Genomic DNA, 24,534 nt, shown 5'->3' with positions numbered 1-24,534 from the left:
CATCTTCGCAGAACGCCCCCGACCACACCGCCGGAGGTGGTCGATTTCGCGAGAAATCGACGGTCACCCGGGTGCGGGTCGATGTCTCGCGAAATTGCGACCTCCGGTCGCGGTGCAGGACGTCTTCACAGGTGGCCGAGAGGTTCCGGGTTCCTGGGTGGAGCTCCGGCGGTGGATCGCGGAGGCTGGTCGGGTTCCGGCTCGGCAGGACGGCGGTCAGCACCGAGCCCGCTCCCCTGGCCGAACGCACTACGCCTTCTTCACGCCGCAGAGGCGCCTGTTCTTCTTGCCTGGCAACAGGAACAGGCACCGCGCCGGGTCAGGCGAGCTGGACGACGGCCCTGGCCTTGGCCAGGACGTCGACTCCCCCGGAGGTGGCCGCGAGCTCGATCACGGCCTGCTTGTCACCGAGCTTCTCCGCCACCCGGCCCGCGACCACGACCTCGACTCCTTCGTCGTCGTCCGGGACCACGACCGGCTTCGCGAAGCGGACGCCGTACTCCAGCACCGAGCCCGGGTCTCCCACCCAGTCCGTGACCAGCCGCGCCGCCTCCGCCATGGTGAGCATGCCGTGCGCGATCACGTCCGGCAGTCCCGCCTGCTTGGCGATCCGCTCGTTCCAGTGGATCACGTTGAAGTCGCCGGAAGCCCCGCAGTACTTCACCAGCGTCAGCCGGTGGATCGGATAGCGCTCGGGGCCGATCTCGGTGCCGACCTCGACGTCGTCGTAGCGCACGCTCGCCGGCATGCCTCACTCCTCTCCGGCCGCGGTGCCCCGCGACACGATGACGTTCACCGCGGTGCACACCAGCTCGCCGGCGCCATCGCGGACGTCGGTCTCGATGCGCACCAGCTCGTTGCGCCCGGCGTCGCGGATCTCCGCGATCCGGCCCGTCGCGGTGAGCACGTCACCGGCCCGGATCGGCCGCCGGTAGCGGAACTCCTGCTCGCCGTGCACGACCATCCGGTAGTCGAGGCCGAACTCGGGGCGCCGGATCGGGTTGTCCGACGACGCGGCGCCGGCCGCGACGATGCCGAAGGTCGGCGGCGCGATCACGTCGGGATGCCCGAGCGCGCGGGCGGCATCAGGGCTGCGGTAGGCCGGGTTGGCATCGCCGATGGCGTCGGCGAACTCGCGGATCTTGCCGCGCGTCACCTCGTACGGTTCGCCGGAACCGAAGGTATGCCCGACGAATTCCCGGTTGATGGCCATGAAGCTCCTCCCACACCGCCGAAATCCGTGCGCCCGCGATGCCCGTCAGCCGAGGCGCTCGATGATCGTGACGTTCGCCGTGCCCCCGCCTTCGCACATCGTCTGCAGTCCGTAGCGGCCGCCCGTGCGCTCCAGTTCCGCCAGCATCGTCGTCATCAGCTTCGTCCCGGTCGCGCCCAGGGGATGCCCCAGGGCGATCGCGCCGCCGTTGGGGTTGACCCGAGCCGGGTCGATGTCGATCTCCTTCAGCCAGGCCAGCACCACGCTGGCGAAGGCCTCGTTGATCTCCACCACGTCGATGTCCGAGGCGCTCAGCCCGGCCTTCGCCAGCGCGTGCCGGGTCGCCAGGATCGGCGCCGACAGCATGAAGACCGGATCGTCGCCGCGCACGCTCATGTGGTGGATGCGCGCCCTCGGCGTCAGGCCGTGGTCGGCGACGGCCCGCTCGGAGGCGACCAGCAGCGCCGAGGCCCCATCGGAGATCTGGCTGGCCAACCCGGCGGTGATGCGGCCGCCCTCGCGCAGCACCTTGAGCCCTTCGAGCTTCTCCTTGCTGGTGTCGCGGCGCGGACCTTCATCGCGCTCGACTCCCGCTATCGGCGCGAGTTCCTCGTCGAACCGGCCCGCGTCGATCGCCTCGATCGCCCGCCGGTGGCTGGTCAGCGCGAACTCCTCCATGTCCGAACGGGAGATGTTCCACTTCTCGGCCATCAGCTCGGCACCGCGGAACTGCGTCACCTCCACGTCGCCGTAGCGGTCCTGCCAACCCGCGGAACCGGAGTTCGGGCCGTAGGCGACGGGGAATCCGAGCTCCGCACCGCCCAGCAGCGCGCTGCCGATCGGGATGGCGCTCATGTTCTGCACGCCGCCGGCGATCACCAGGTCGGCCGTGCCGCTGAGCACCGCCTGGGCGGCGAAGTGCACCGCCTGCTGGGAAGAACCGCACTGGCGGTCGATCGTCACGCCCGGGACGTGCTCCGGGAACCCGGCCGCCAGCCACCCGGTGCGGCCGATGTTGCCCGCCTGCGCGCCGACCGCGTCGACGCATCCCCACACCACGTCGTCGACCGCTGAGGGGTCGATCCCGGTGCGGGCCACCAGATTTCGGAGCACGTGCGCGGACAGGTCGGCCGGGTGGATGCCGCTGAGCCCACCGCCGCGCCGGCCCACCGGGGTCCGCGCCGCGTCGATGATGTACGCCTCCGCCATGACCGTCCCTCCGTCGCAGGCACCGGTCGGCTGATCCGGGCGAGGCACCGGCCGGGCAGGCTCGATCCGCTGGACACCAGCGGCAGCCGGAGTCTAGCCGAACAAGCAAGTGTTTGGTAGAGACGAAGAGCGTTGCGACGTCAGGGTTTGCGGGCGACTGCTCCTGCGATGCAGTGCTGCACCGGGTAGAGCGAGTTGAGGCGGGGGCCGGTCGGCCACCAGTCCGCGCACTTCACCAGGCCCGGGTCGATGAGCTCCAGGCCCGGGAACATCGCCTCGATCTCGTCGCGGGTGCGGAACACCCCGGTGCCCATCGGGCTGTGCAGGAACGCCTGCTCCATCCGCCGGGCCAGCTCGTTGTACTCCTCGGTCTCCGGGTCGAGGAAGTGGCTGATGGCCACGTAGGACCCCGACGGCAGCGCGTCGATGTACTCACGCATGATGTCGGCCGGTGGTCGCTCGCCGTCGTAGTGGTGCAGCGTGCCCAGCTGGAACAGCGCGACCGGCTCCGAGAAGTCCAGGTGCCGGTTGACGATCTCGTCCTGCAGGATCCGCGCCGGTTCGAAGATGTCGGCGGGGCTGAAGTGCGTCTGCGAGTTCTCCTCCAGTAACGCGCGACCGTGGGCGAGGACCACGGGGTCGTTGTCCACGTAGACCACCCGCGACTCCGGCTTGATCCGCTGCACCACCTGGTGGGTGTTCTCCGCGGTGGGCAGGCCCGATCCGCAGTCGAGGTACTGCGTGATCCCCGTTTCCGCGGCGATGAACCGGCTGACCCGGATCAGGAACTGGCGGTTGTCCCAGGCCAGCTGCGCGGCCTCCGGCGTGACCTCCCGGACGCGCCGGAAGACCTCGCGGTCCACCTCGTAGTTGTCCTTCCCACCGAGGAAAGCGTCGTAGACGCGGGCGATGCTGGCCTTGCTGGTGTCGATGTGGACCGGGGTAGCTTCACCGTCGGACGCGGTGAGGTCGGCTGCCATGGTGTCCTCGCTTACGGGTGATGTCGGGTGCCTCGGGGTTGCACAGCGTACGAGCTTCGTTTCAGGGAGTAAACGTCCGGCGTGCTAGGAATGTGAGGTCGTGCAAGTCGATCTTGACCCGAACGAGTGGATCGAGCGGTGCGGGTGCATCCACCGCGGCGGTGCGAGAATCGGGCGGAAATTCGACCAGGAGGTGCGGCGATGGCTCGGGAAGCGGGATCCGCCGACGGCGACGCGGCCGGGCCGGACGGCAGCCCGACCGCCCGGCGCATCATCCTGGGCGCGCAGCTGCGCCGGCTGCGGGAGGCCGCGGAGATCCTGCCCGCCGAGGCCGCCTACGCCATCCGCGGCTCGGAATCCAAGATCAGCCGGATGGAACTGGGCCGGGTCGGGTTCAAGGAACGCGACGTCGCGGACCTGCTCACGATGTACGGCGTGACCGATCCGACCGAGCGGGAGCACTTCCTCCGGCTGGTCTCCGAATCCAGGCAGCCCGGCTGGTGGAACCGGTACGCGGAGGCCATGCCGCAGTGGTTCCAGGACTACGTCGGGCTCGAAGGGGTCGCCGCCCGGATCCAGACCTACGAGCTGCAGTTCGTGCCGGGTCTGCTGCAGACCGAGGCCTACGCGATGGCGATCGCGAGCTCGGGACACCCGAAGCTGGCCGATGACGAGACCCGGCGCCGGGTCTCGCTGCGCATGAAGCGGCAGCGGCTGCTCGCCCGCCCGGACGCGCCCCGGCTCTGGGCGGTCATCGACGAATCCGTGCTGCACCGGCCGATCGGCGGCGCCGCCGTGCTCCGCGCGCAGATCGACCACCTGCTGGAGATGACCAAGCTGCCGAACATCGCGCTGCAGGTGGTGCCGTTCTCGCTCAGCGGGTACGCGGCGGAGGGCTCGTTCACGATGCTCCGCTTCAACGAGCCCGAACTGCCGGACGTGGTCTACCTGGAGCATCTGGGCGGCGCGCTGTACCTGGACAAGCGGGAGGAGATCGAGTGGTACGGCAGGACACTCGATCGGCTGATGGTGGACGCCCGCACTCCGGAGCAAACCCGCCAGTTGCTGCGAAAAGCCCGCGAAGTGCTCTGACTCCGAAATCGTTCGAGTACGCACAGTGATCGCGCGTGTGCGCAGAGCTGTGGTACGGTCCGGCGCAATGGCGAATGCAATTGCATGTGCAGTCGGCCGAGGGAGATCTGATGAACGGTCAGTTCGAGGTCCCGGTCTCCGCGCTGGGCGATGTGACCTGGCAGAAGTCCCGCCACAGCGGTAAGTGGGGCAACTGCGTAGAGGTCGCCGCCCTGGACGACGGCACCATCGCGATGCGCCAGTCTCGCCAGGCACACGGCACCGCGCTGATCTACACCCGAGCAGAGCTCGCCGCTTTCGTGCGCGGCGCCAAGGACGGTGAGTTCGATGACCTCGTCAGTTGAAGTTGAGGACCAGGACGCTTCCAGCATCCGCTTGCGCAAGCTCGTGGCGCGGGGCTTCCGGTTGATGCCGCCGGTACGCGACACCGACGGCGAGCTCATGGCGTTGATCTACGTGCGCCCGCACGGCGACATCGTCGACGTGGTCGAGCTCCGCGGCGAGGACGACGTCCGCGCCGCCCGGGTTTCCCGCGGGGCCGACTTCCGCGACGACCGGGTCGAGGCGCAGTGGCGCACGGCCGGTTCGGCGTGCGACGTGCTCGACCAGGTCCTCGCGCTCCCGGAACGCCTCATCACGGTGCACGCCTGACCTTCGGTTTCCCGCGCTCGTGAGTGTTTTGGACCGCCATGGCGGTCCAAAACACTCACGAGTCCGCTACGCGCCCAGCTCGGTCAGTAGTTTCGTGGCTTGGTCGGCGAAGGACGGGTCCTCGGTGCGCACCGCCCGGTTCAGGAGTTCGCGCGCCTGCTGGACTTCGCCGCGCCGGTAGCGGATCTCGCCGACCCGGAAGGCGGCCTCGGCGATGAGTTCCGGGTCTTCGGTGCTCGCCAAGGTGTACTCGTAGTGCCGGACCGCCTCGGCGTGATCTTCGTGCCAGTAGTGCATTTCCGCGAGGTGGGCGGCGGCGAGCGCGGCGGTGGGATGCCCCAGATCGATCAGCGCCTGGAACCACGGCGCCGCGGCGGCGATGTCGCGGCGGCGCTTGGCGATCACCCCGAGGTTCATCGCCGCCTTCGCGGACAGCTCCGCGTCGTCGGATTCCCACGCCCGGAGGCTCCAGTCGTGGGCCTCCGCGTAGTCCTCGGTGTGGAAGGCCATCGACGCCAGCTCCAGCAGCGCCTCCCTGGCGTAGCGGTCCTCCGGCGCGGACTCGATCAGCCGCAGGTAGGTCTGCCGGGCCTGGTCGAGATCGCCGTCCTGGCGCAGGGATTGCGCCAGCGCGTAGGTGGCCATCGGCGAGAACCGGTCGTCGGCGCTGCCCGCCGCTTCGCGGAACGCCTCGATCGCCCCGGCGGTGTCGCCCTCCTCGCGCCGCTTGAGCCCGAGCATCGCCTTCATCGCCGGAGCCAGGACGCCGTCCTGGCTCCGCATGAGTTCCTCGGCGGCGGCCGGGTCGTCGTCCCTCAGCAGTTCGACCAGCCGGTACTTCGCCATCGCGGCCCGGTTTTCGTCGCCGGTGGCGAGCACCCGCTCGTACGCCTGCCGCGCGCCCGCCGAATCTCCGCGCAGCTGCAGCGCCTCGCCCAGCGCGAGCACCGCCTCCGGCGCGGGCTCCGGGGCGCCGATCTCCACCGCGCACCGCAGGTAGATCAGCGCGGCGTCGTGGTCCTCGGCCTCCAGGAACTCCACGCCGGTCTCGTGGGCCCACTCCGCGACGTGGGATTCGGGCACCACTTCGGCGAGCCGGCGCAGGGTGTTCGCGGCGCCGAGGTGATCGCCCGCGGCGCGCTGCCCGTCGAGCACGACGCGGACGTTGTTCAGCGCGTCCTCGGCCATGTCGTCGTCGGAGGTGCAGGACGCGGTCTTGACGAAAGCGGCTACGGCACCGGCGAGATCGTCCGCTTCGTAGCGGATCAGGCCCAGCCCGAACTCGCCGCGCGCCGCGACGTCGGGCTCGTCGCTGCGGCTGACCCGCTCGAACTGGATTCGCGCCGCGTCCCGGTCTCCTTGCGACAGCAGCAGTTCGCCGAGCCGCCCGCGCACGGCGTCGGAATGCCCGGGCACCCCGAGCTCCGCGGCCTCGCCGAACCAGCGGATGGCCTCGGCCGGGTCCTCGGCACGCTCGCCGAGCAGGCCCATCGCGATGATCGCCGTTTTCGGATCGGTCGACTCCGCGGCCCGGCGCAGCAGTTCTAACGCCTCGTCGGTCATCTCGCCGACCTGCTCGATGCGGTGGTGCAGCACCGTCCCGAACTGCTCGGGGGTTTCGGCGGCTTCCTCGGCCCGGTCCCAGATCTCGCGTGCCTCGGCGACCTCCCCGGCGGCGAGGTGGAGGTGGCCGAGCAGCACGCCCGCGTCCACCGCCCAGATGCCGGAACCCGCGGCGATCGCGTGCCGGCACGCGGATTTCGCGCCTTCCTGGTCGTGCAGCCGGGTCAGCAGCTGGGCCAGCAGCACACCGGCCTTCGCGGTGGCCTCCGGTTCGTCGGCGGAGCTCGCGCGGCGGTACCAGGCCAGCGCCAGCGCGTGCTCCCGCTCGCCTTCGGCGAGTTCCCCCAGCGCGATCTGGCCCTTCGGGGACAGTGCGGGATGGCCGTGGTCGGCGACCATCCGGAAGAACTCCCGGGCCGCGGGTTCGTCGTTGTTCGCCAGTGCCCGGCCGAAGTCCAGCCCGAGCTCGGAGCAGGTCTGCAGGTCGTCGCCGAAGGCGCCGGACAGGATCGACGCCGCGGCCGCCGGGTCGCTCCAGGAAGCGCACCAGTAGTCGGCGACGCGCGCCGAGCCGAAGTGCTCGCGGATCGCCGCCCGGGCGCCCTCGACGTCGCCGTCCTGGATCAGCCGGAATCCCCGCTGCTCGGCGGTTTCGACGCCCATCTGCTGGTACACGTACGGCGTGACATCGGGATCGCCGAACTCCAGCGCCCGCTCGTAGGCGTCCTTCGCGCCCGCCTCGTCGCCGTTGTCCCGGAGCAGGTTGCCCAGGTCCAGCGCGGCCTGGGCCTGCACATCCGGCACGCCCGAGGCGATCACGCGCTCGAACGTTTCCCGCGCGCGCTCGGTTTCTCCGCGCCGGGAAAGCAGAACAGCGATGCTGGCGGTGGCGTGGGCGGCCTCGACGCGGGTTCCCACCGACTCCGCGCGGCGGAACGCCTCCATCGCGCCGTCGGTGTCGTCCCGCTCGAAGCGGAGGGCGCCCAGCTTCAGGGCGGCGTTCACGGTGTTGGCGGTGTCGCCCGCGGCGACCTCGTCCAGCAGCGCATCGGCGCGGTCGAGCTCTTCCCGGTCCTGCAGCAGATCCGCCAGGCTGCACTTCGCGACCGCGGCCTCGTCGTCGTCCGTGCTCCGGGCCGCGTGCTCCCACGCCTCGACCGCGCCGTCGATGTCGCCGCTCTCGTTGCGCAGTGCGCCGAGGAAGAGCCAGCCCTGCTGGATCCGTTCCGGGTGGCCGGCCTCGACCACCAGCCGCAACGCCCAGTCGGTGAACTCGGCGACGCCCCGGCCTTGGTACCGGTGCGCCAGGTTCAGGCACAGCTGCGTGGCCGTGTAGTGCGGCTTCTCGTCGTCGGCCAGCGCGAGGAAGCTCGCCCGCGCGGCATCCAGTTCCTGCCGGATGGCGTGCATGCCGAAGGCCGCGACCGGCGCGGCGGCGGAGGTGGAGTCGGCCGCCTTGGTGAACAGCTCCAGCGCCGACTCCAGGTCGTCCGCCTCGACCAGTTCCTCGCCGAGCAGGAACGCCGCCCGCGGAGCGAACTCGGGGTGGCTGCCGGCCGCGGTGCGGCGGTAGAGGTCCAGCAGCTCGTCGTGCCGGTCCCAGGTGCGGTACATCAGCGCGAGCTTCCCGAACACCTCGCCCAGCACGATGGGGTGCCCGGTGGCCGCCGCGGTCTCGAACGCCGCGATGGCGCCTTCGAGATCTCCCTGGTCCAGCAGCAGATCACCGAGCTCGGACGCCGCCCACGGCCGCAGCGCGGGATGTCCTTCGCCGACGACCCGGTGCAGCATCCGCAGCCCGTCCTCCAGCCGCTGCTCGCGCAACAGCCAGCGGGCCAGCAGGTGACCGGCCTTCGTCCAGACCAGCCGGTTCGGCGATTCGGCCAGCCCGGTGAGCATCTCCACCGCTTCCGGCACGTCGGTGGTCATCACGTGCTCGGCCTTGATCACCGCCGCCAGGTCGCGGGCCGCCGGTTCCTCGCCGGCGATGAGCCCGTCGATCATGCTGCCGTCGCCGTGCTCGAACTGCAGCAGCGCTTGCAGCACCGGCTGCGCAGCCGGTTCGTCGAGCAGCGCGTGGCGGAACGCGCCGTCCTGCGCCAGCGATCCCTCGTCGGAGGTCGCGGCCCAGCGCAGCGCCCGCCGTGCCCGATCGGGCTCGCCCGCGGTCGCCTCCACCAGGCCGAGCGAGTTGGCCGCCAGCACCGACCAGATGCGCACGCCCATCTCGATGACCTGCTGGTACGCGGCTCGCGCGGCGGCGAGGTCGCCCGCCGCGGCCGCCTCGCGGGCGCGCTGAGCGAGTTGCTTGGCGTCGCCGCCTTCCGGGGCTTCCTGCGCGTCGATCACGTCCATCATGGACAGTGCCAGCTCGGCCTGGTGCGCGACGTGCGGGTCGGCGGCGTCCGCGGCCTTCCGGAACGCCTCGGCGGCGGCCGCCTGGTCACCGTGCTCGTAGAGCAGGACGCCCATGTTGTACGCGGCCAGCGGTGCCTTCTCCGGATGCCCGGAATCGGCCACCTTGCCGAACGTCTCGACGGCTCCGGCGATGTCGCCCTCGTCGCGCTGCAACTCGGCGAGCATGCCGAGCGCCTCGGTCGAGTAGCGCGGGTGGCGGGTGTTGATCACCCGCTGGTAGATCTCGCGGGCCTGGTCGGCCCGGCCGAGTTCGCGGTGCACCATCCCCAGGTGGATCAGCGCGTGCAGCCGCACGTCGGGGCGCGGGTCGTCGGCGGCCTGCCGGAACGCGTCGGCCGCGCCGGGCAGGTCGCCCAGGTCCTCCAGCACGCCGCCGAGCAGCACGTAGCCCCAGCCGAGGTGCTCGGGATGGCGGTAGGCGATCATCCGCTCGGCCATCCGGCGCGCCGTCGCGGAGTCGTCGACGTGCAGCGCGTACAGCTTCGCCGCGCCCAGCGATCCGTACTTCGGGTGCCCGCTGTCCAGCAGCCGCAGCAGGATCGGCTCGGCGTCGTGATCCCGGCCCTGGTCCAGCAGCAGGCACGCCTGCTCGTAGGCGACCTGGAGGTATTCGTCGGCGGACCGCTCGCCGGGGCCCGGCAGGTCCAGTTCTTGGGCGAGCTCGACCACGGCGGGATCGTTGCAGGTCAGGGCGCGATCGCGGGCCTCGCGGGCGCCCTCGGTGTCGCCGAGCATGTGCAGCACTTGCGCCAGCAGGGCGTTGGCGCGCCCGGCCGCGTCCGGGTCGGCGCCGTCGGCGGAGAAGTGCAGGACCGCCTGGGCGGCGGTCAGGTCGTCGGCGTCGAAGAGCAGCAAGCCCAGCGAGATCGCGGCCGTCTGGGCGTAGATCGGGTGCCCGGAGTCCAGCGCCCGCTGGTACATCGCGCGGGCACCGGCGGCGTCGTCGCGCTCGTCGAGCAGACCGCCGAGCAGGCACGCCGCGTGCACGGCGCTGTCGAAGTCGCCGTCGGCGAGGACGGTCCGCAATTCGTGCTCGGCGGCGGCGTGATCACCGCTGATCCACAGCTGCCGAGCCCGGGTGACCCGCTGTTCCCAGAGTGACATGCCGTGCCTCCGATCAGGTGATCATCGATCGCGGCGAGGATATCGGTCCGGCACCCGGGCTTCGGGCGAATCCCCTCCATCCGGGGCACGACGAAGATCACCCATCACGACAGCAACCCGAGGCCGGGGTCATGCGTCCCACGACGTCACACATCCGAGCTCCGATCCAAAGAGGACTCGGGTTCGTCAGCAGGCCGGAGTGAACGGCCCGTTCGCCCCGATAGACGACACAAACGGTCCGTTCACCTCAAAAACCCGACACCAGCACACACGACCAACGACGAGCGAACGGCCTGTTCACCTCAATAGACGAGGCGAACAGGCCGTTCACTCGTGGCCGCGTCGCTGTGCCGGCGCACGAAAAGGAGCGGGCCGCCCGCTTGCGCGGACGGCCCGCTCCCGTCGAAATTCCGGCGAACGCCGGGGTCAGCCGGCCAGCTGCTTGAGCCGCTCGAAGCCCTGCTTGTACTGGTTCAGGTCCGTGCTGCCGCCGATACCGGCGACCTTGCCCTTGTCGGTGTACTGCCAGAAGTCCCAGTCGGAGAAGCCGCCGGGAACCGCCGGGCTGTCCACTTCGTAGGAGGCCAGCCACAGCGGGTGGCCGTCGAAGGTGTCGGTGCCGCCCATGCACTGCCGCCAGAACGACGGGTTGGCGTAGATGATCGGCTCCTTGCCGGTGCGCTCCTTGACCTTGTCGTTGAAGGTCTTGGTCCACAGGTGCATGTCGGACACGGACAGGCCGTAGCAGCCGCCGCTGTTCGGGTCCACTTCCAGGTCCAGCACCGGCGGCAGGGTCTTGCCGTCGGACTGGTAGTCGGCGGTGTTCAGGAACCGCTCGGCCTGCACCTCGGCCGAGGACGAGCCCGGCCGCGCGAAGTGGTAGGCGCCCGCGATCAGGCCGGCGTCCTTGGCGCCGTGGTACTGCTCGCTGTAGCGCGGGTTGGTGAAGCTGGTGCCGTCGGTGGCCAGCACGAAGGTGAACTTCTTGCCGTCGGCCGCGACCTTGCGCCAGTCGATGTCGCCGTTGTGGTTGGACACGTCGATGCCCTCGACCGGCGGGCCCAGCGGGGCCTCCGGAGCCGGCTGCGCCTGCGGGGCGGGCGCGGCCTGGGGCGCCGGGTCCTGGGCGGCCTGCTCGGGAGCGGCCTGGGCCTGCTGCTGCTGGATCGGGGCTTCCACCGCGGCTTCGTGGATCTCGGTCTCGGTCGGGCCGGAGGTCGCGCTGCCGATCACGAGGCCCACCACGCCGACTGCGGCGACGGCGGCGCCCACCTGCATGGACCGGGTCCGCGGCGCCCGCCGCACCGACTCGGGGAGCTTGTCGACGTGCGGCGCAACCCTCTCCCGGAGACGCCGCACCACGGGTGCTTCCTGAATTCGCTGCAGCAGCGGTGCGAGCCACTGCAGGACGCGCTGGATCAGCGGAGCGAGCCACTCGCCGACGCGGTGCGCCGCCGGCCGCACGCGATCCACTGCCGTGCGCAGGGCCTGGTCGGCACGCAGCGCAGCGGAACGCAACCCGCGGTCAGTCGCCTCGTTCGGGGTGGAGGCGTGATCGTTGTTTTCGGGGGATCTTGGTTGGTCGGAGGATTCGGGGTTCACGAGTCACCACACTCCAGCACGGAGCGTGTGCGTGCATCGCGGTTTGTACGTACGCGAGTACCTGGATTAACCCCATCAGGCTACGCCCGCCGCTTGATCCGTCACGATTTGTGACTGTGCAGCGTTCGGCGGCAGGAGCCTAGCGGCTCAGCTCACATGCCCCGCCCCGCGGGGTCGACAACCCACGGGGCGCATGTGCCAGGTGGGGATATCGGTGGCGTTGTGCCACGGCACCGGCGCTCGGGGCCACGTTCGTGAGTGTTTTGGACCGCCAGAGCGGCCCAAACACTCACGAACGCCGCGACCGGCCGCACGCTAGATCCGGTACAGGCTCCGGGACACGTAGCTCGACGTTTGCTTCGCCCGCAGCTCGCACAGCTCCGCCTTCAGCTCGCGGGCCTCGACGACCTCCGGCTTGTCCCCCGGCGCCAGCGCGAGCAGGTCGATCACGTGCAGCGCCTGCTGCACCTCCCCCGCGTCGCGCAGCTCGCGGGCCCGGGCCAGCACCGCCGCCTGGTCGGTGATCGCGTCCGCGACGGCTGCCGCGGCGACGTCTGGGTGGGACGGGTGCAGGTTGGTCGGGTTGAAGTCCCACCAGCCGGTCTCGGACCGCACGATGTCCCGGACCACGTAGTCGCGGTGCCCGTAGGTCTCGGCCATCCACGGCTGCTCGAACAGCTCGGCCGGGTAGTCGAGGTCGTGCAGGATCTCGCCGGCCACCATGCCCTTGTTCAGCCGCGACACCACTTCGGCTCGCAGCCAGCGCAGGGCCCGCGCGGTCCCGGTGAGCATCTCCCCGACCTGCTCGCGCCGCGGCTTGCCCCACTCCGGCACCACCACGGCGGGGTCCAGCGCGGCGAACCGGTCGAGGGTGTCGGCCCAGCGCACGGGGTCGCGGAGGGTTCGCAGCGGCGTGCCGACGTTCGGGATGGACTCGATCAACGCCGCACTGCCGTAGAGGATGCGCTCCTGCGGCAGCCACACCGCCGTCACGTCGTCGGTCTCCGACGGCGCCCAGAGCAGCTGCACCACGCGGCCGGTGGTGCCGAGCGTGAGCGACTCGGCGTAGGTCTGGTCCGGGAACGTCTGCGGGGGTACCGCCGGGAAGTCCTCCTTGGCGCGGCGGAACTGCATCGAGTTCAGGTGGGACTGCAGCCCGCCCGTCTCGGCGTACCGGCGGTAGCGGCGGACCACGTTCTCGTGCGCGATGATCGTCGGCCGCGGGTCGCCGCGGCGTTCGGCGTCGGCGAGGAACCCGGGCACGCCGTAGTTGTAGCCCATGTGCCCGTGGCTGTAGACGATCCAGCGGATCGGGGCGTCGGTGTGCTGCCGCAGGTCGGCGAGCGCGTCCGGGACCAGTTTCGGGCTCGGCCCGGTGTCGACCACCAGCAGCCCCTGCTCGGTTTCGACGATGAAGCTGTTGCCCTGCAGGCCCAGCTGGTAGATCCCCGGGGCGACGACCTGGGTCGGCCGGCGCTTCTCGAGCGGGTTGCGTTCGGCGGTGCCGGTCATGCTTCCTCCGATACGACGATGAGCGAGTCGACGGCGACGGGCGCGCCGTCCGTCGTCAGCAGCAGCGGGTTGATGTCGAGTTCGGCGAGCGCCGGTACCCGCACGACGAGCTCGCCGAGCCGGGCCAGCACCCCAGCGAACTCCACAGTGGACAGCTGTGGAGCCGCGCCGGCGAGGGCTCGTGCGATCGCCCCGGGACGCGCGGGCAGGCGGATCACCTGGCGCGCCAGCCCCGCCTCCTCGACCCGCGAGCCGCCGGGCCCGATCAGCAACGCGGGTCCGTAGTGCGGATCGCGCACCGCCCCGACAGCGATCTCGCCCTGGTGCGCGAGCTGCGGCTGGATCACCGCGCGCGCCCCGGCGAGACCCAGTTCTCCTGCCCTGGCGAGCAGTTCCGCGCAGGTCCCGGCGACGTCCGCCGCCGCGACGCCCAGCTTGACCAGACCGAGGCGAGCGCGGTGCGGCGCGTCCGGTGAGTCGATCTTCACGACGTACCGATCGGCGGGCGGCAGGTCCGCGCCCGCGACGGCGGTGTCCACGTAGCGCACGCCGAGTTCGCGCAGCACCTCGCGGGCATCGATCTCGGTGACCACGCCGGTGTGCGGCTTCAGCATCTCCACCGCCGCCGACACGTCCTGCTCACCGATCTCGACGTCCAGCTGCGCCGGGCGGATCACGCCGGGCAGCGCGCGGATCAGCCCGGCGATGCTCGGGTACACCACCCCGGGTGGCGTGCCGACCAGCGCGCCCGGCGGCGGGCACGCCCACACCAGCCAGCTCGGCGAGTCAAGCCCGGCGATCTTCTCGGCGAGGTCCCGGTACAGCTCCGGGAACAGGTCGCCGAAGGTGAAGCAGCAGACGACGCCGTCCACCTCGGGATCCTCGTCGAGCAGCGCGAGCAGCTGCCCGAACGCGTCGGAGCTGCGGTAGAACTGCCCGCCGAGGTCGATCGGGTTGTCCGTCGACGCGACGCCCGCGAGCTCCAGCTCCTCGATCCGGTCCCGGGTCTTCCCGCTCAGCGGCCGGACTTCCGCGCCGAGCGCGGCCAGCCGGTCGGCGATGATCGCCCCGGCTCCGCCCGACATCGACAGCACCGCGATGTTCGGTCGCGGCGGCAGCGACACCTCGCGTTGCAGGGCGACGACGAGGTCGGCGAACGACTCGTCGTCCTCGGCCACCACGATTCCCGCGTCCCGGCACAGCGCGTCGAACAGCAGCTGGTCCCCGGCCACGGCCGCGGTGTGCGAGAGCGTCGCGCGCTGCCCGGCCTCGCTCGCCCCTGCCTTGAGCACCACGATGCGCTTGCCGAGTTCGACCGCCCGCCTGCCGAGCCGCTCCAGCGCCTCCGGGTCGCGGATCTGCTCCACGTACAGCCCGAGCACCCGCACGTCGGGGCGTTCGACGAGGTAACCGCCGATATCGGTGACCTCCAGGCAGGCTTCGTTGCCGACGCTGGCGTAATAGGTGAAGCCGACGCCGCGGGCGTCGAGCAGGCTGGCCAGCACGAAGCCGACCGCACCGCTCTGCGACACCAGCGACACCGGGCCCGGCGGCGGCGCGGGCCGCGCCACGTACGCGGTGGTCGTCACGTTCGCCGAGGCGGGCTTGCTGATCACGCCGAGGCAGTTCGGCCCGAGCACCGGCATGTCCCCGGCCGCCTCGCGCAACCGCTGCTGCCGCGCCCGGCCGTCGGCACCGTCCTCGGCGAATCCGGACGAGAACAGCACGACGGCTCCGACGCCACCGCGCCGCGCCCGCTCGATCACCTCGATGGCGGCCTCGGCCGGCACGGCCACGACCAGGATGTCCAGCAGCTTCCCGGATTCCGCCAGGTCGTCGAGGATCGGCAGGTCCACGTCGCGATTGCGGGGCTCCACGGCGTACAGCTCGCCGCCGAACCCGCCGGAGCGCAGGATCTCCACCACCCGGCTCCCCCACGACCCGGGCCGGGCGGACAGCCCGATCACCCCGATCGCCCTGGGGAAGAACAACGAATCCAGCGGCATGCTCGGCCTCCTCGAGAAATCAGGTGTCAAGCCTCGTGAGCGTTTGGGACTGCCATGGCGCTCCAAAACGCTCATGAGCGGTCAGCTGCGGCCGGCAGCAGGCCGAGGCGGCGGGCGTCGCGCTCGGGGTTCACGACCAGCACCGCGAGCAGGCCGCCGACGATCATCAGCCCGGCGCACAGGCCGAACGCGGTCTGGAATCCCGCCCCGCCCGAACCGGCCGCCTGGACGAGTGCGCCGGTCACGGCGGGCGCGAACACCCCGGCCAGGGTCACCAGCGCCGTCTTCGACGCGATCACCGCCCCGCGCTTGCGGACCGGCGCGATCTGCGCAGCGGTCAGGTAGCCCAGCGGGAACGCCACGCTCGGCAGCCCGAACGCCAGCGTCATCAGCACCAAAGCGGTGGCACCGCTGGTGTGCGGCAGGAGCAGCATGCAGCCGCCCGCGAAGGTGACGGCCAGCCCGGCGACGACACCGCGGGCCACCCGGCCGGTGGCACCGCGGCGCATCCAGCGCCCGGAGAGCCACGGGACGACCAGCATCACCAGCGCGTTCAGCACGTTCGGGATCACCACGACGACGCCGATCTGGTGCGGCTCGTACCCGAGCGCCTTCTCCAGGTACATCGGCAGCCAGGCGGTGTTCATCGCCAGCGCCCAGTACGCGCCGACCCCGGCCAGCAGGCCGCCGACGAAAGTCCCGTTGAAGAACAGCTTCCGGTACAGCACCTCCGGCTCGCCGCCCGCCCGCACGACACCGTGCTGCCCGGCGTCGTAGGTGGTCAGCGGCCCTTCGCGGCCGATGAACGCCCACAGCACCACCCACACCACGCCGGCCAGCGCCAACGCGACGAACGCCGCCCGCCAGCCGTGGTTGATGATCAGGTAGACCAGCGTCGGCGACGCGATGACCAGGCCCAGCGCGCCGCCCATCTGCGTCAGCGCCGTGGGCACCGACCGGCGGTCCTCCGGGAACCACTTCTGCACGGCGTGCACGACCATCGGCGCGGTCGGCCCTTCGGCCGCGCCGAGCGCGATCCGGCTCAGGTACAAGGTGGAGACGCTGGCCGCTAGCAGCAGCGGCACCGAGGTCAGCGACCACAGCACCGCCAGGACGCCCAGGATCCAGGTCGTCTTGACCCGGTTCGACAGGAAGCCGACCAGCACCGCGGACAAGCTGAACAGCAGGTAGAAGCTGCTGGCCACGGCGCCGTACTCGGCGGCGCTGAGCCCGAGCTCCCGCATGATCGGCCCGGCCGCGAGCCCGAGCACCGCCTTGTCGCCGAAGTTGATCACCATCAGGGCGACGACCATCGCCACGACCAGCCAGGCCCGCACGCTCCCGGGCTGCGTCCGGCGCGTGCCGCTGCCGGCCAACTCGGTGGTCTGGGGAACCGCCAATGGACTCGCCTCCTCGCGGCGGCGGCCTCAACGGCGAGGTCGCACCGACCCACAGAGGAAAGCGCGTGTTTAACGTTTCGTCAATCCTGCGGAGGCAGATTTTCCCTCAGCAGCAAGCTCTTTCCCAATCTACTCAGACATTCTGAACAGGTAGTTCAGCGCTTCTCGGGCGCCTGCGGCCCCAGCCGCTCGGCGAGCGCGAGCATCCGCTCGTCCAGTTCGCGCACGCCGATGCCGAACTCCTTGGCCAGCTGCGTGCGTGCCATCGGATACCCGAGGGACAGCGAAACCATCATCGCGTGCAGCGCCACCGGATCGATCTCCGGATCCAGGGCCCCCTCGGCCTGGTCCTGCTTCAACCGCTGCTGGGTGCGCGGCAGGTCGGGCATCAGCCGCAGCGTCGAGTCGCCGTCCAGCACCAGCAGCGCGACCAGCCGGTACATCGACACGTACCGGATGCAGCCGCGCAGCATGTGCTTCATCCGCTCGCCGAAGCCCAACGGCTCGTCCAGCATCCGTACGCTCGTGATCCGCTGCCGCACGTTGTGCCGCAGCGCCGCGCGCAGCAGATCGCGCCGCGAGCCGAAGTAGTGGTACACCAGCGCCCGGTTCACGCCGGCGTGATCGGCGACCTCGCGCAGGTTGAGACCCTTGAGCACGCCGTCCCGGGCCAGCAGATCCAGCGCCGCCCGCTCCAGGGAGCGCGCGGTCTGCTCGCTGTCCATCGACGCGCCGCCCGGCGTCCGCGACTTAGCCATCCGCGTACCGTACTCAAACCGGATCACCGCAGGGGATCAGGCGGCAAGCGGCGGACCCGCGAAGACGCGGGCCCGCCGATGCAGCCGGGGGTGGGTCACCACCACACGTTGCCGCCACCCATGCCGCCGATGCCGCCACCGCCCCAGCCGTTGCCGCCCCAGCCGTTGCCGCCGTGGCCACCCGGGCCACCGATGCCGGAGTGCCCGACGTCGGCCGCGCCGTCGCCACCGTCGCCGCCGTCGCCGCCGCCGGTACCGCCGCCGGTACCGCCGCCGTCGCCGCCGTCACCGCCGTTGATCACGATGGGGCCGCCGGTGGGCGCGAACGCGGACATGACCGTGCGCGCGGGCAGGAACTCCACGCGCTGCTCGCCGAGCTCCTCCGAGCTCAACACTTCATCCTTTTCGAACACCTGATCCTCCTCCGTCCGGAAAAAGGGCTCGGAATTCAGTGGAGATCGATGCCCGAACAAGGTCCAAACCCCCAGATCCCCGCTCCAATGCCCCAGATTAGTCGGCATCAGCACGGAGGGTAGAGGCAGCCGCAATGCCGCGCAGCCCGAAAACCTCCACCACCCCGGTCGACCATCCCGTAAAACCCCGACCAATATCCATAAACATACCCCATGACCTGCATCAACGCAGTCCACGATCTCCAGCCAATATCAAATTCAATCGAGTAGAGATCTTTTCTTTCGAACAATGCGGTCGCACTCCCGTTTGCTTTTCTCCGGCAAAATCAACTCCCGAAAACACCGCGTCGCGTAATATCCAGCAACCGATCGCGTCGGACGAAATCCGGTCACGCAAACCCACCAGAACGAAATCGTTCGCATTCCGCGCGACGCGAAGATCACCACCCCCGCACCAAGATCAGATTTGCGGCGCGCCGAACCGGCGACGGCACGCGAGCGGACCCCGCGCAACTCGAAATCACCCTTTCGAATTCAGCGAGTCAGTAGTTCTTTCGCCTCGAACTCTGCGACCGTTTGGCCCAGTCATGATCACACCCGGTTAGGAGTTGCGTCGATGAGTAACCGTCCACGTCGGGCCGTTCCCGCCGAGGTGCCGAGCGCCTTCGGCGGCGGCCACAACCCCGGAACGCGCTGGCCGCTGCCCGGCGCCGCCGTGCTCGCCGCGGCGTTCAGCCTCATCGCGGTCCAGCCGGCCGACGCCGCCGCCCCCTCCTGCACCCGGGCCGACAACGGTTCCGGGGTGAACATCTTCTGCAGCCGGGGAATCCCGGCCGGGATGACGATCGACGGCACCGAGGGCAACGACCGGATCGTGCTCACCGGGGCGCTGGCGGGCACCATCAACGCCCGCGGTGGCGACGACACGATCACCATCACCGGCCGCAGCGGCGGCACCGGCGGCAAGGGCGGCAACGGCTACCTCGGCTGGGCCCGCAGCGACCGGGACATCGACGGCACCAGCGGCGGCAAGAACGGCGGCGACACCGGCGGCACCGGCGGCCTGAACGGCACCGACGCCAGGACCAGCGCACGGGCCGGCGGCAGCGCGGGCAAGGGCGGCCCCGGCGGCGTCGGCGGTCCTGCCGTGGCGGAAACCGGCGTGATCAACGCCGGGCTCGGCGACGACACGATCACCATCCTCGGCGGTGCCGGCGGCAACGGCGGTGAAGGCGGCGACGGCGGCCCGGGCAGCACCAACCCGGCCGACGCGCGCGGCGGCGCCGGCGGCAACGGCGGCCAAGGCGGCATCGGCAACCTCGGCCGCATCAACCCCGGCGAGGGCGACAACACGATCACCATCACCGGCGGGAACAACGGCGACGGCGGCACGGGCGGCCGCGGCGGACCCGGCACCGCGGAAACGCGCAGCGGCAACGGCGGTGTCGGCGGCAACGGCGGCGGTGGCGCCCTCGCAGCCAACGGACCCGGCGGCGTCGGCAACGGCCCCACCGGCACGATCGTCAGCACCGGCGACGACGACATCACCGTGCAAGGCGGCAAGGGCGGCCGGGGCGGCGTCGGTGGCAAGGGCGGCGACGGCCAGCCGAGCGCCACCAGCTCCCGCGCGGGCGTCGACGTGGAAGGCGACGGCGGGGCCGGCGGAATCGGCGGCAGCGGCGGGGCCGCCAACGTCGGCAAGATCATGTCCGAGAACGGCGGCCGGTCCGCGGTCCACGTCCTCGAGGGCCCCGGCGGCGACGGCGGCAGCGGTGGCGACGGCGGCGACGGCAGCGGCATGGGCAGCACGGCCGGGCTGCAGGGCCAGGGCGGCCTCAACGCCATCGCGGGCACCGGCGGAGTCGGCGGCACCGGCGGGGCCGGCGGCCGCATCGGCACCGAAGAGGCGGCCCGCCGGAACTCCTGATGAACGCCCCGAGCCGACTGCGGCGGATCAGATCACCGCCCGCCCCGACGAGATGCACCCCGTGGGAGTGAATCGAAGTGCAGCGGACGTCCGGTGCTTCTAGGTTCTGGCCCGTGCGCCGGGATCATGCCGCAGCGGCGCTCCAGCGGGGCGGCCGAACTCCGGTTTTCCCCTGTGAATCCCCTCGAATTGAGAAGGAGCACCAGATGCCACAGACCTCTCGGTCGCTGAGCGCTGCCGAACTGGACGATCAGCGCGTCGAGTTCCTGCCGGCGCGCACGGTCATGTCGACGTTCTGGCTCCCCTGGAGCGGCACCGACGTCCTGGCCCCGTACGACCCGCCCACGCACACTCACACCGTGACCGGCGACGCCAACGTCATCACCACCGGTGACATCACCGGCGGCAACGGCGGCACCGGCGGCGGCAACGGTGGCGGCCAGGGCGGCGGCAACGGCGGCGCCGGCGGCGCCGGCGGCCTCGGTGGCGACGGCGGCGACGGCGGCGATGGCGGCGACGGCATCGGCGGCGACGGCATCGGCGGCAACGGCATCGGCGGCGACGGCGGCGGCAACGTGGGCTGACGCCGCGGATCGTTCGACAGCACCACCACCGGCGGGCGCGACCTCCCCCACCAGCGAGGATGTCGCGCCCGTCGGCCACGTTCGGACCTGATCAGGAGTCGCGATGGCCGCCCCGCACCAGGCCGGGTCGCCCCCGGCGGACGAGGACGTAGCGCACCTGCCCGTGCCCGCGCTCGTGGCGGGCACCGAGCTGATCGGCCGCTACCAGGGCTCCGGCCACCGCGAGGCGCCGTACCTGGTGCGCCGCCGCGACGGGCAGGTCCTCCAGCTCTCGCACCTGCTGTACCTGGCGGCGGCGGGGCTCGACGGGCGCCGCAGCTTCGCGGAACTCGCCGCGCGCCTCAGCAGCGATTCGGCGCGCACCGTCACCGCCGGGCAAGCGTTCTTCCTCGTCGAGAGCCGGTTGCGGCCCGCCGGGATCGTGGCTGTTTCGGAGTCGGGTGCGCCGCCGGAGAAGGTCCCGAAGGGGCGGGATCGGTTGCTGGCGCTGAGGTTCCGCGTCGCGCTGGTGCCGGAGCGCACCGTGGCGGTCATCGCCCGGATCTTCCAGCCGCTGTTCTGGCCGCCGGTGGTGCTCGCCGTCCTCGCGGCCTTCGTCTTCGCCGATGTCTGGCTGGCCGTCAACGGCGGCGCCGAGCAGGTCGTCGCGGGCGCGAAGGAGCTGCTCAACCGGCCGGAGCAGATGCTGCTGGTGCTGGGCGTGCTGATCGTCGCCGGGATGTTCCACGAGTGCGGTCACGTCGCCGCCTGCCGCTACGGCGGCGCGCGGCCGGGCGCGATGGGCGTGGGCATCTACCTGGTGTGGCCGGCGATGTACAGCACGGTCACCGATTCCTACCGGCTCAGCCGCGGCGGCCGGCTGCGCACGGATCTCGGCGGCATCTACTTCAACGCGATCGCGATGCTCGTCATGATCGCCGCCTACGCGCCGACCGGTTCGGCGTGGCTGCTGGCCGCGTTCCTGGCGTGGCAGGCGACCACCTTCTGGCAGCTCCTGCCGTCGGTCCGCTTCGACGGCTACTACATCCTGAGCGACCTGGTGGGCGTGCCCGACCTGTTCGACCGGATGGGGCCGGTCCTGCGCAGCCTGCTCCCGGGCCGCCGCTCGCATCCGCGCGTGCAGGAGCTCAAGCCGTGGGTCCGCCGGGTGATCACGGTGTGGGTAGTGCTGGTGATCCCGTTCATGGCGTACTGGATCATCGCCTTCCTGCTCCTCGCGCCGCACGTGCTGCCCACCGTGTGGCAAGCGCTGGTCCTGCAGTGGAACGGCGTGGGCGCCTCGGTGCGGGCGGGCGCCCCGGCTGCGGCGGCGGTCGGCGTGCTCCGGCTCGCACTGCTGGTGCTGCCGTGGGCGGGCCTCGCGCTGGTGCTCACCAACCTGACCCGCCAGCTCGTGCGTGCGCTCCGCAGGTGGCGGGCGCGCCGGGTGTCCGACTCGCGGTAGGCCCGGCGCCGGAGGACGGCGTTTTCGCGCGAAACCGGCGTTTGCCCTGAGGCGACGGCGCCGGTTTCGCGCGAAAACGCCAACTTCACCCGGTCGACCCGGGGTGATCGCGCGGTCTCGGTGGGCGACGTTCCGACACGCCGACGTGAGTGCCGACGTCGCGCGCGGGCGGTGTCCGGCAGAATGCTCGGTCGGATCTGGCGAAGATCGCAGAGAAGGCGGAATCAGCATCGTGACGACTGTTCATCAGAAGATCGCCGAGGAGCTCGGCGTCCGCGAGCGCCAGGTGCAGTCTGCCGTCGACTTGCTCGACGGCGGGGCGACTGTGCCGTTCATCGCGCGCTACCGAAAGGAAGCGACCGGCGCCCTCGACGACGCCCAGCTGCGCACGCTCGAAGAGCGGTTGCGCTACCTGCGCGAGCTCGAAGAGCGGCGCACGACGGTGCTGGAATCGATCCGCTCGCAGGGCAAGCTGACCGACGAGCTGGAAGCTCAGGTCAACGCGGCGGACTCGAAGGCACGGCTGGAGGACATCTACCTGCCGTACAAGCCCAAGCGCCGCACGAAGGCCCAGATCGCCATCGAGGCGGGCCTGGAGCCGCTGGCGGACCGGCTGCTGTCGGACCCGAACAACGACCCGCAGGAGGCCGCGACCGGTTTCGTGGACGCCGAGAAGGGCGTCGCCGACACCCAGGCCGCGCTGGACGGCGCGCGCTCGATCCTGGTCGAGCGGTTCTCCGAGGACGCCGACCTGATCGGCGAGCTGCGCGAGCAGGTGTGGACGCGCGGCCGGATGGTCTCCAAGGTGCGCGAGGGCAAGGAGGAGGACGGCGCGAAGTTCGCCGACTACTTCGAGTTCTCCGAGGGCTTCGCGGACCTGCCGTCGCACCGCATCCTGGCGCTGTTCCGCGGCGAGAACGAGGAGGCCCTGGAGCTGGCGCTGGAGCCCGACGACGGCGCGGAGCAGGTGGGCCCGACCGACTACGAGCTGCGGATCGCGCAGCAGTTCGGCATCGCCGCGCAGGGCCGCCCGGCCGACAAATGGCTGTCCGACGTGGTCCGCTGGGCGTGGCGCACCCGCATCCTCACGCGGCTGAGCGTCGACCTGCGGCTGCGGCTGCGGCAGACCGCCGAGGACGAGGCGGTCCGGGTGTTCGCGGCGAACCTGCGAGACCTGCTGCTGGCCGCGCCGGCCGGTTCGCGCGCCACGATGGGCCTGGACCCGGGCTTCCGGACCGGCGTGAAGGTCGCGATCGTCGACGGCACCGGCAAGGTCGTCGCGACCGACACGATCTACCCGCACCAGCCGCAGCGGCAGTGGGACCAGGCGCTGGCGAAGCTGGCGACGCTGGCCAAGGCTCACAACGTGGACCTGATCGCGATCGGCAACGGCACGGCGTCGCGCGAGACGGACAAGCTGGCGGGCGACCTGATCAGCCAGAACCCGGACCTGAAGCTCACCAAGATCTCGGTGTCGGAGGCGGGCGCGTCGGTGTACTCGGCGTCGGCCTACGCGTCGCGGGAGCTGCCGGAACTGGACGTGTCGCTGCGCGGCGCGGTGTCGATCGCCCGGCGCCTGCAGGACCCGCTGGCGGAGCTGGTGAAGATCGACCCGAAGTCGATCGGCGTCGGCCAGTACCAGCACGACATTTCGGAGACGAAGCTGTCGCGTTCGCTGGACGCGGTGGTCGAGGACTGCGTGAACGCGGTCGGCGTGGACGTGAACACGGCGTCGGCGCCGCTGCTGACCCGCGTGTCGGGCATCAGCGAGGGCCTGGCGGACAACATCGTCCACCACCGCGACGCCAACGGCCCGTTCCGGACCCGCAAGGCGCTCAAGGACGTGGCACGGCTGGGCCCGAAGGCGTTCGAGCAGTGCGCGGGCTTCCTGCGGATCCCGGACGGCGACGACCCGCTCGACTCCTCGGCGGTGCACCCGGAGGCCTACCCGGTGGTGCACCGGATCCTGGGCAGCACCGGCGGTGAGATGACCGGGCTGATCGGCAACGCGAAGGTGCTGAAGTCGTTGCGGCCGCAGGACTTCGTGGACGACAGCTTCGGCCTTCCGACGGTCACGGACATCCTGGCGGAGCTGGACAAGCCGGGCCGCGACCCGCGGCCGGAGTTCAAGACGGCGACGTTCGCGGACGGCGTCGAGAAGATCGCCGACCTGAAGCCGGGCATGACGCTGGAGGGCGTGGTCACGAACGTGGCGGCGTTCGGCGCGTTCGTGGACGTGGGCGTCCACCAGGACGGCCTGGTGCACGTGTCGGCGATGTCGAAGAACTTCGTCAGCGACCCGCGCGACGTGGTGAAGTCGGGCGACATCGTGCGCGTGAAGGTCCTGGACGTGGACATCCCGCGCAAGCGGATCTCGCTGACGCTGCGCCTGGACGACGAGCCGGGCGCCGGCGGCAAGCCGGAGCGCGACAACAACCGCGGCGGAGGCCGAGGCCAGGGCAGCGGCAACCGCAACGGCGGCGGCCGAAACGGCGGGGGCCGCGGCAACGGAGGCCAAGGTCGCGGCAGTCAGCGCCAGCGCGACAACGCCCCGAGCGGAGCGATGGCCGAAGCCCTCCGCAAGGCCGGCTTCGGCAAGTGATCCAGCACCGGCGCTGTGGCTGATCAGGGGCCCGGGAGCAGTTCTGAACTGCTCCC

General features: G+C 71.2%; 18 protein-coding genes. 7 read left to right on the top strand and 11 right to left on the bottom strand.

Annotated elements, in window-relative coordinates; all coding sequences use genetic code 11:
* Window positions 1-319: 319 nt before the first annotated feature.
* The 4 genes from AC07EQ_RS18325 to AC07EQ_RS18310 form a co-directional block, all read right to left on the bottom strand.
* Complete coding sequence (locus AC07EQ_RS18325; protein WP_478389099.1) at window positions 320-748, bottom strand: MaoC family dehydratase; 429 nt, start codon at window positions 746-748, stop codon at window positions 320-322.
* A 3-nt stretch (window positions 749-751) separates the two neighbouring features.
* The gene (locus AC07EQ_RS18320; protein ID WP_478389098.1) at window positions 752-1,213 is read right to left on the bottom strand and encodes a MaoC family dehydratase N-terminal domain-containing protein; all 462 of its coding nucleotides are present in this window, start codon (window positions 1,211-1,213) and stop codon (window positions 752-754) included.
* 45 nt (window positions 1,214-1,258) lie between these two features.
* A complete protein-coding gene (locus AC07EQ_RS18315) occupies window positions 1,259-2,422 on the bottom strand; it encodes an acetyl-CoA C-acetyltransferase (protein WP_478389097.1) in 1,164 nt (387 codons plus the stop codon).
* 140 nt (window positions 2,423-2,562) lie between these two features.
* Window positions 2,563-3,402 carry an SAM-dependent methyltransferase gene (locus tag AC07EQ_RS18310; protein WP_478389096.1) on the bottom strand — a complete coding sequence of 280 codons (840 nt, stop codon included), beginning with the start codon at window positions 3,400-3,402 and terminating at the stop codon, window positions 2,563-2,565.
* A 201-nt stretch (window positions 3,403-3,603) separates the two neighbouring features.
* Here AC07EQ_RS18310 and AC07EQ_RS18305 point away from each other — a divergent pair, with 201 nt between their 5' ends.
* From AC07EQ_RS18305 to AC07EQ_RS18295, 3 genes are all read left to right on the top strand, one after another.
* Complete coding sequence (locus AC07EQ_RS18305; protein ID WP_478389095.1) at window positions 3,604-4,494, top strand: helix-turn-helix domain-containing protein; 891 nt, start codon at window positions 3,604-3,606, stop codon at window positions 4,492-4,494.
* Window positions 4,495-4,604: 110 nt separating this feature from the next.
* Window positions 4,605-4,838 carry a DUF397 domain-containing protein gene (locus AC07EQ_RS18300; RefSeq protein WP_478389094.1) on the top strand — a complete coding sequence of 78 codons (234 nt, stop codon included), beginning with the start codon at window positions 4,605-4,607 and terminating at the stop codon, window positions 4,836-4,838.
* A complete protein-coding gene (locus AC07EQ_RS18295; protein WP_478389093.1) occupies window positions 4,822-5,145 on the top strand; it encodes a hypothetical protein in 324 nt (107 codons plus the stop codon). The genes AC07EQ_RS18300 and AC07EQ_RS18295 overlap by 17 nt, the downstream gene beginning before the upstream one ends.
* A gap of 66 nt (window positions 5,146-5,211) precedes the next feature.
* Here the strand turns inward: AC07EQ_RS18295 and AC07EQ_RS18290 are convergent, their stop codons facing one another.
* From AC07EQ_RS18290 to AC07EQ_RS18260, 7 genes are all read right to left on the bottom strand, one after another.
* Window positions 5,212-10,230: a tetratricopeptide repeat protein gene (locus tag AC07EQ_RS18290; protein WP_478389092.1), complete on the bottom strand. Its 5,019-nt coding sequence runs from the start codon at window positions 10,228-10,230 to the stop codon at window positions 5,212-5,214.
* Window positions 10,231-10,656: 426 nt separating this feature from the next.
* The gene (locus tag AC07EQ_RS18285) at window positions 10,657-11,748 is read right to left on the bottom strand and encodes a lysozyme (protein WP_478389091.1); all 1,092 of its coding nucleotides are present in this window, start codon (window positions 11,746-11,748) and stop codon (window positions 10,657-10,659) included.
* A 399-nt stretch (window positions 11,749-12,147) separates the two neighbouring features.
* Entirely contained in the window at window positions 12,148-13,344 is a 1,197-nt protein-coding gene (locus AC07EQ_RS18280) for an alkyl sulfatase dimerization domain-containing protein (RefSeq protein ID WP_478389090.1), read from the bottom strand.
* The gene (locus AC07EQ_RS18275) at window positions 13,341-15,350 is read right to left on the bottom strand and encodes an acetate--CoA ligase family protein (RefSeq protein WP_478389089.1); all 2,010 of its coding nucleotides are present in this window, start codon (window positions 15,348-15,350) and stop codon (window positions 13,341-13,343) included. Before AC07EQ_RS18275 ends, AC07EQ_RS18280 begins: the two co-directional genes overlap by 4 nt.
* A gap of 71 nt (window positions 15,351-15,421) precedes the next feature.
* Window positions 15,422-16,750 (bottom strand): MFS transporter, encoded by a 1,329-nt coding sequence (locus tag AC07EQ_RS18270; RefSeq protein ID WP_478389088.1) that lies wholly within the window; start codon window positions 16,748-16,750, stop codon window positions 15,422-15,424.
* 155 nt (window positions 16,751-16,905) lie between these two features.
* Window positions 16,906-17,508, bottom strand: a complete 603-nt coding sequence (locus tag AC07EQ_RS18265; protein ID WP_478389087.1) for a TetR/AcrR family transcriptional regulator — start codon at window positions 17,506-17,508, stop codon at window positions 16,906-16,908.
* Between the two features lie 95 nt (window positions 17,509-17,603).
* Window positions 17,604-17,921 (bottom strand): hypothetical protein, encoded by a 318-nt coding sequence (locus AC07EQ_RS18260; protein ID WP_478389086.1) that lies wholly within the window; start codon window positions 17,919-17,921, stop codon window positions 17,604-17,606.
* 616 nt (window positions 17,922-18,537) lie between these two features.
* On the opposite strand from AC07EQ_RS18260, the gene AC07EQ_RS18255 reads away from it, so the two are divergent.
* The 4 genes from AC07EQ_RS18255 (at window position 18,538) to AC07EQ_RS18240 (ending at window position 24,478) form a co-directional block, all read left to right on the top strand.
* Window positions 18,538-19,848: a hypothetical protein gene (locus tag AC07EQ_RS18255; RefSeq protein WP_478389085.1), complete on the top strand. Its 1,311-nt coding sequence runs from the start codon at window positions 18,538-18,540 to the stop codon at window positions 19,846-19,848.
* 206 nt (window positions 19,849-20,054) lie between these two features.
* Complete coding sequence (locus AC07EQ_RS18250) at window positions 20,055-20,432, top strand: hypothetical protein (protein WP_478389084.1); 378 nt, start codon at window positions 20,055-20,057, stop codon at window positions 20,430-20,432.
* 103 nt (window positions 20,433-20,535) lie between these two features.
* Entirely contained in the window at window positions 20,536-21,876 is a 1,341-nt protein-coding gene (locus AC07EQ_RS18245; RefSeq protein WP_478389083.1) for a hypothetical protein, read from the top strand.
* 229 nt (window positions 21,877-22,105) lie between these two features.
* A complete protein-coding gene (locus AC07EQ_RS18240) occupies window positions 22,106-24,478 on the top strand; it encodes a Tex family protein (protein ID WP_478389157.1) in 2,373 nt (790 codons plus the stop codon).
* Window positions 24,479-24,534 lie beyond the last annotated feature (56 nt).

It is taken from the genome of Saccharopolyspora sp. NPDC045839 (genome assembly GCF_056431645.1).
The sequence above is the reverse complement of the archived record's forward strand: the minus strand, read 5'-3'. Positions and strand labels throughout refer to the sequence as shown.

Coding starts and splice junctions, on each gene's coding strand:
- AC07EQ_RS18320 (WP_478389098.1), bottom strand. CDS start 1,213: ATGGCCATCAACCGGGAATTCGTCGGGCATACCTTCGGTTCCGGCGAA.
- AC07EQ_RS18305 (WP_478389095.1), top strand. CDS start 3,604: ATGGCTCGGGAAGCGGGATCCGCCGACGGCGACGCGGCCGGGCCGGAC.
- AC07EQ_RS18255 (WP_478389085.1), top strand. CDS start 18,538: ATGAGTAACCGTCCACGTCGGGCCGTTCCCGCCGAGGTGCCGAGCGCC.
- AC07EQ_RS18325 (WP_478389099.1), bottom strand. CDS start 748: ATGCCGGCGAGCGTGCGCTACGACGACGTCGAGGTCGGCACCGAGATC.
- AC07EQ_RS18290 (WP_478389092.1), bottom strand. CDS start 10,230: ATGTCACTCTGGGAACAGCGGGTCACCCGGGCTCGGCAGCTGTGGATC.
- AC07EQ_RS18310 (WP_478389096.1), bottom strand. CDS start 3,402: ATGGCAGCCGACCTCACCGCGTCCGACGGTGAAGCTACCCCGGTCCAC.
- AC07EQ_RS18265 (WP_478389087.1), bottom strand. CDS start 17,508: ATGGCTAAGTCGCGGACGCCGGGCGGCGCGTCGATGGACAGCGAGCAG.
- AC07EQ_RS18295 (WP_478389093.1), top strand. CDS start 4,822: ATGACCTCGTCAGTTGAAGTTGAGGACCAGGACGCTTCCAGCATCCGC.
- AC07EQ_RS18250 (WP_478389084.1), top strand. CDS start 20,055: ATGCCACAGACCTCTCGGTCGCTGAGCGCTGCCGAACTGGACGATCAG.
- AC07EQ_RS18275 (WP_478389089.1), bottom strand. CDS start 15,350: ATGCCGCTGGATTCGTTGTTCTTCCCCAGGGCGATCGGGGTGATCGGG.
- AC07EQ_RS18315 (WP_478389097.1), bottom strand. CDS start 2,422: ATGGCGGAGGCGTACATCATCGACGCGGCGCGGACCCCGGTGGGCCGG.
- AC07EQ_RS18300 (WP_478389094.1), top strand. CDS start 4,605: ATGAACGGTCAGTTCGAGGTCCCGGTCTCCGCGCTGGGCGATGTGACC.
- AC07EQ_RS18280 (WP_478389090.1), bottom strand. CDS start 13,344: ATGACCGGCACCGCCGAACGCAACCCGCTCGAGAAGCGCCGGCCGACC.
- AC07EQ_RS18245 (WP_478389083.1), top strand. CDS start 20,536: ATGGCCGCCCCGCACCAGGCCGGGTCGCCCCCGGCGGACGAGGACGTA.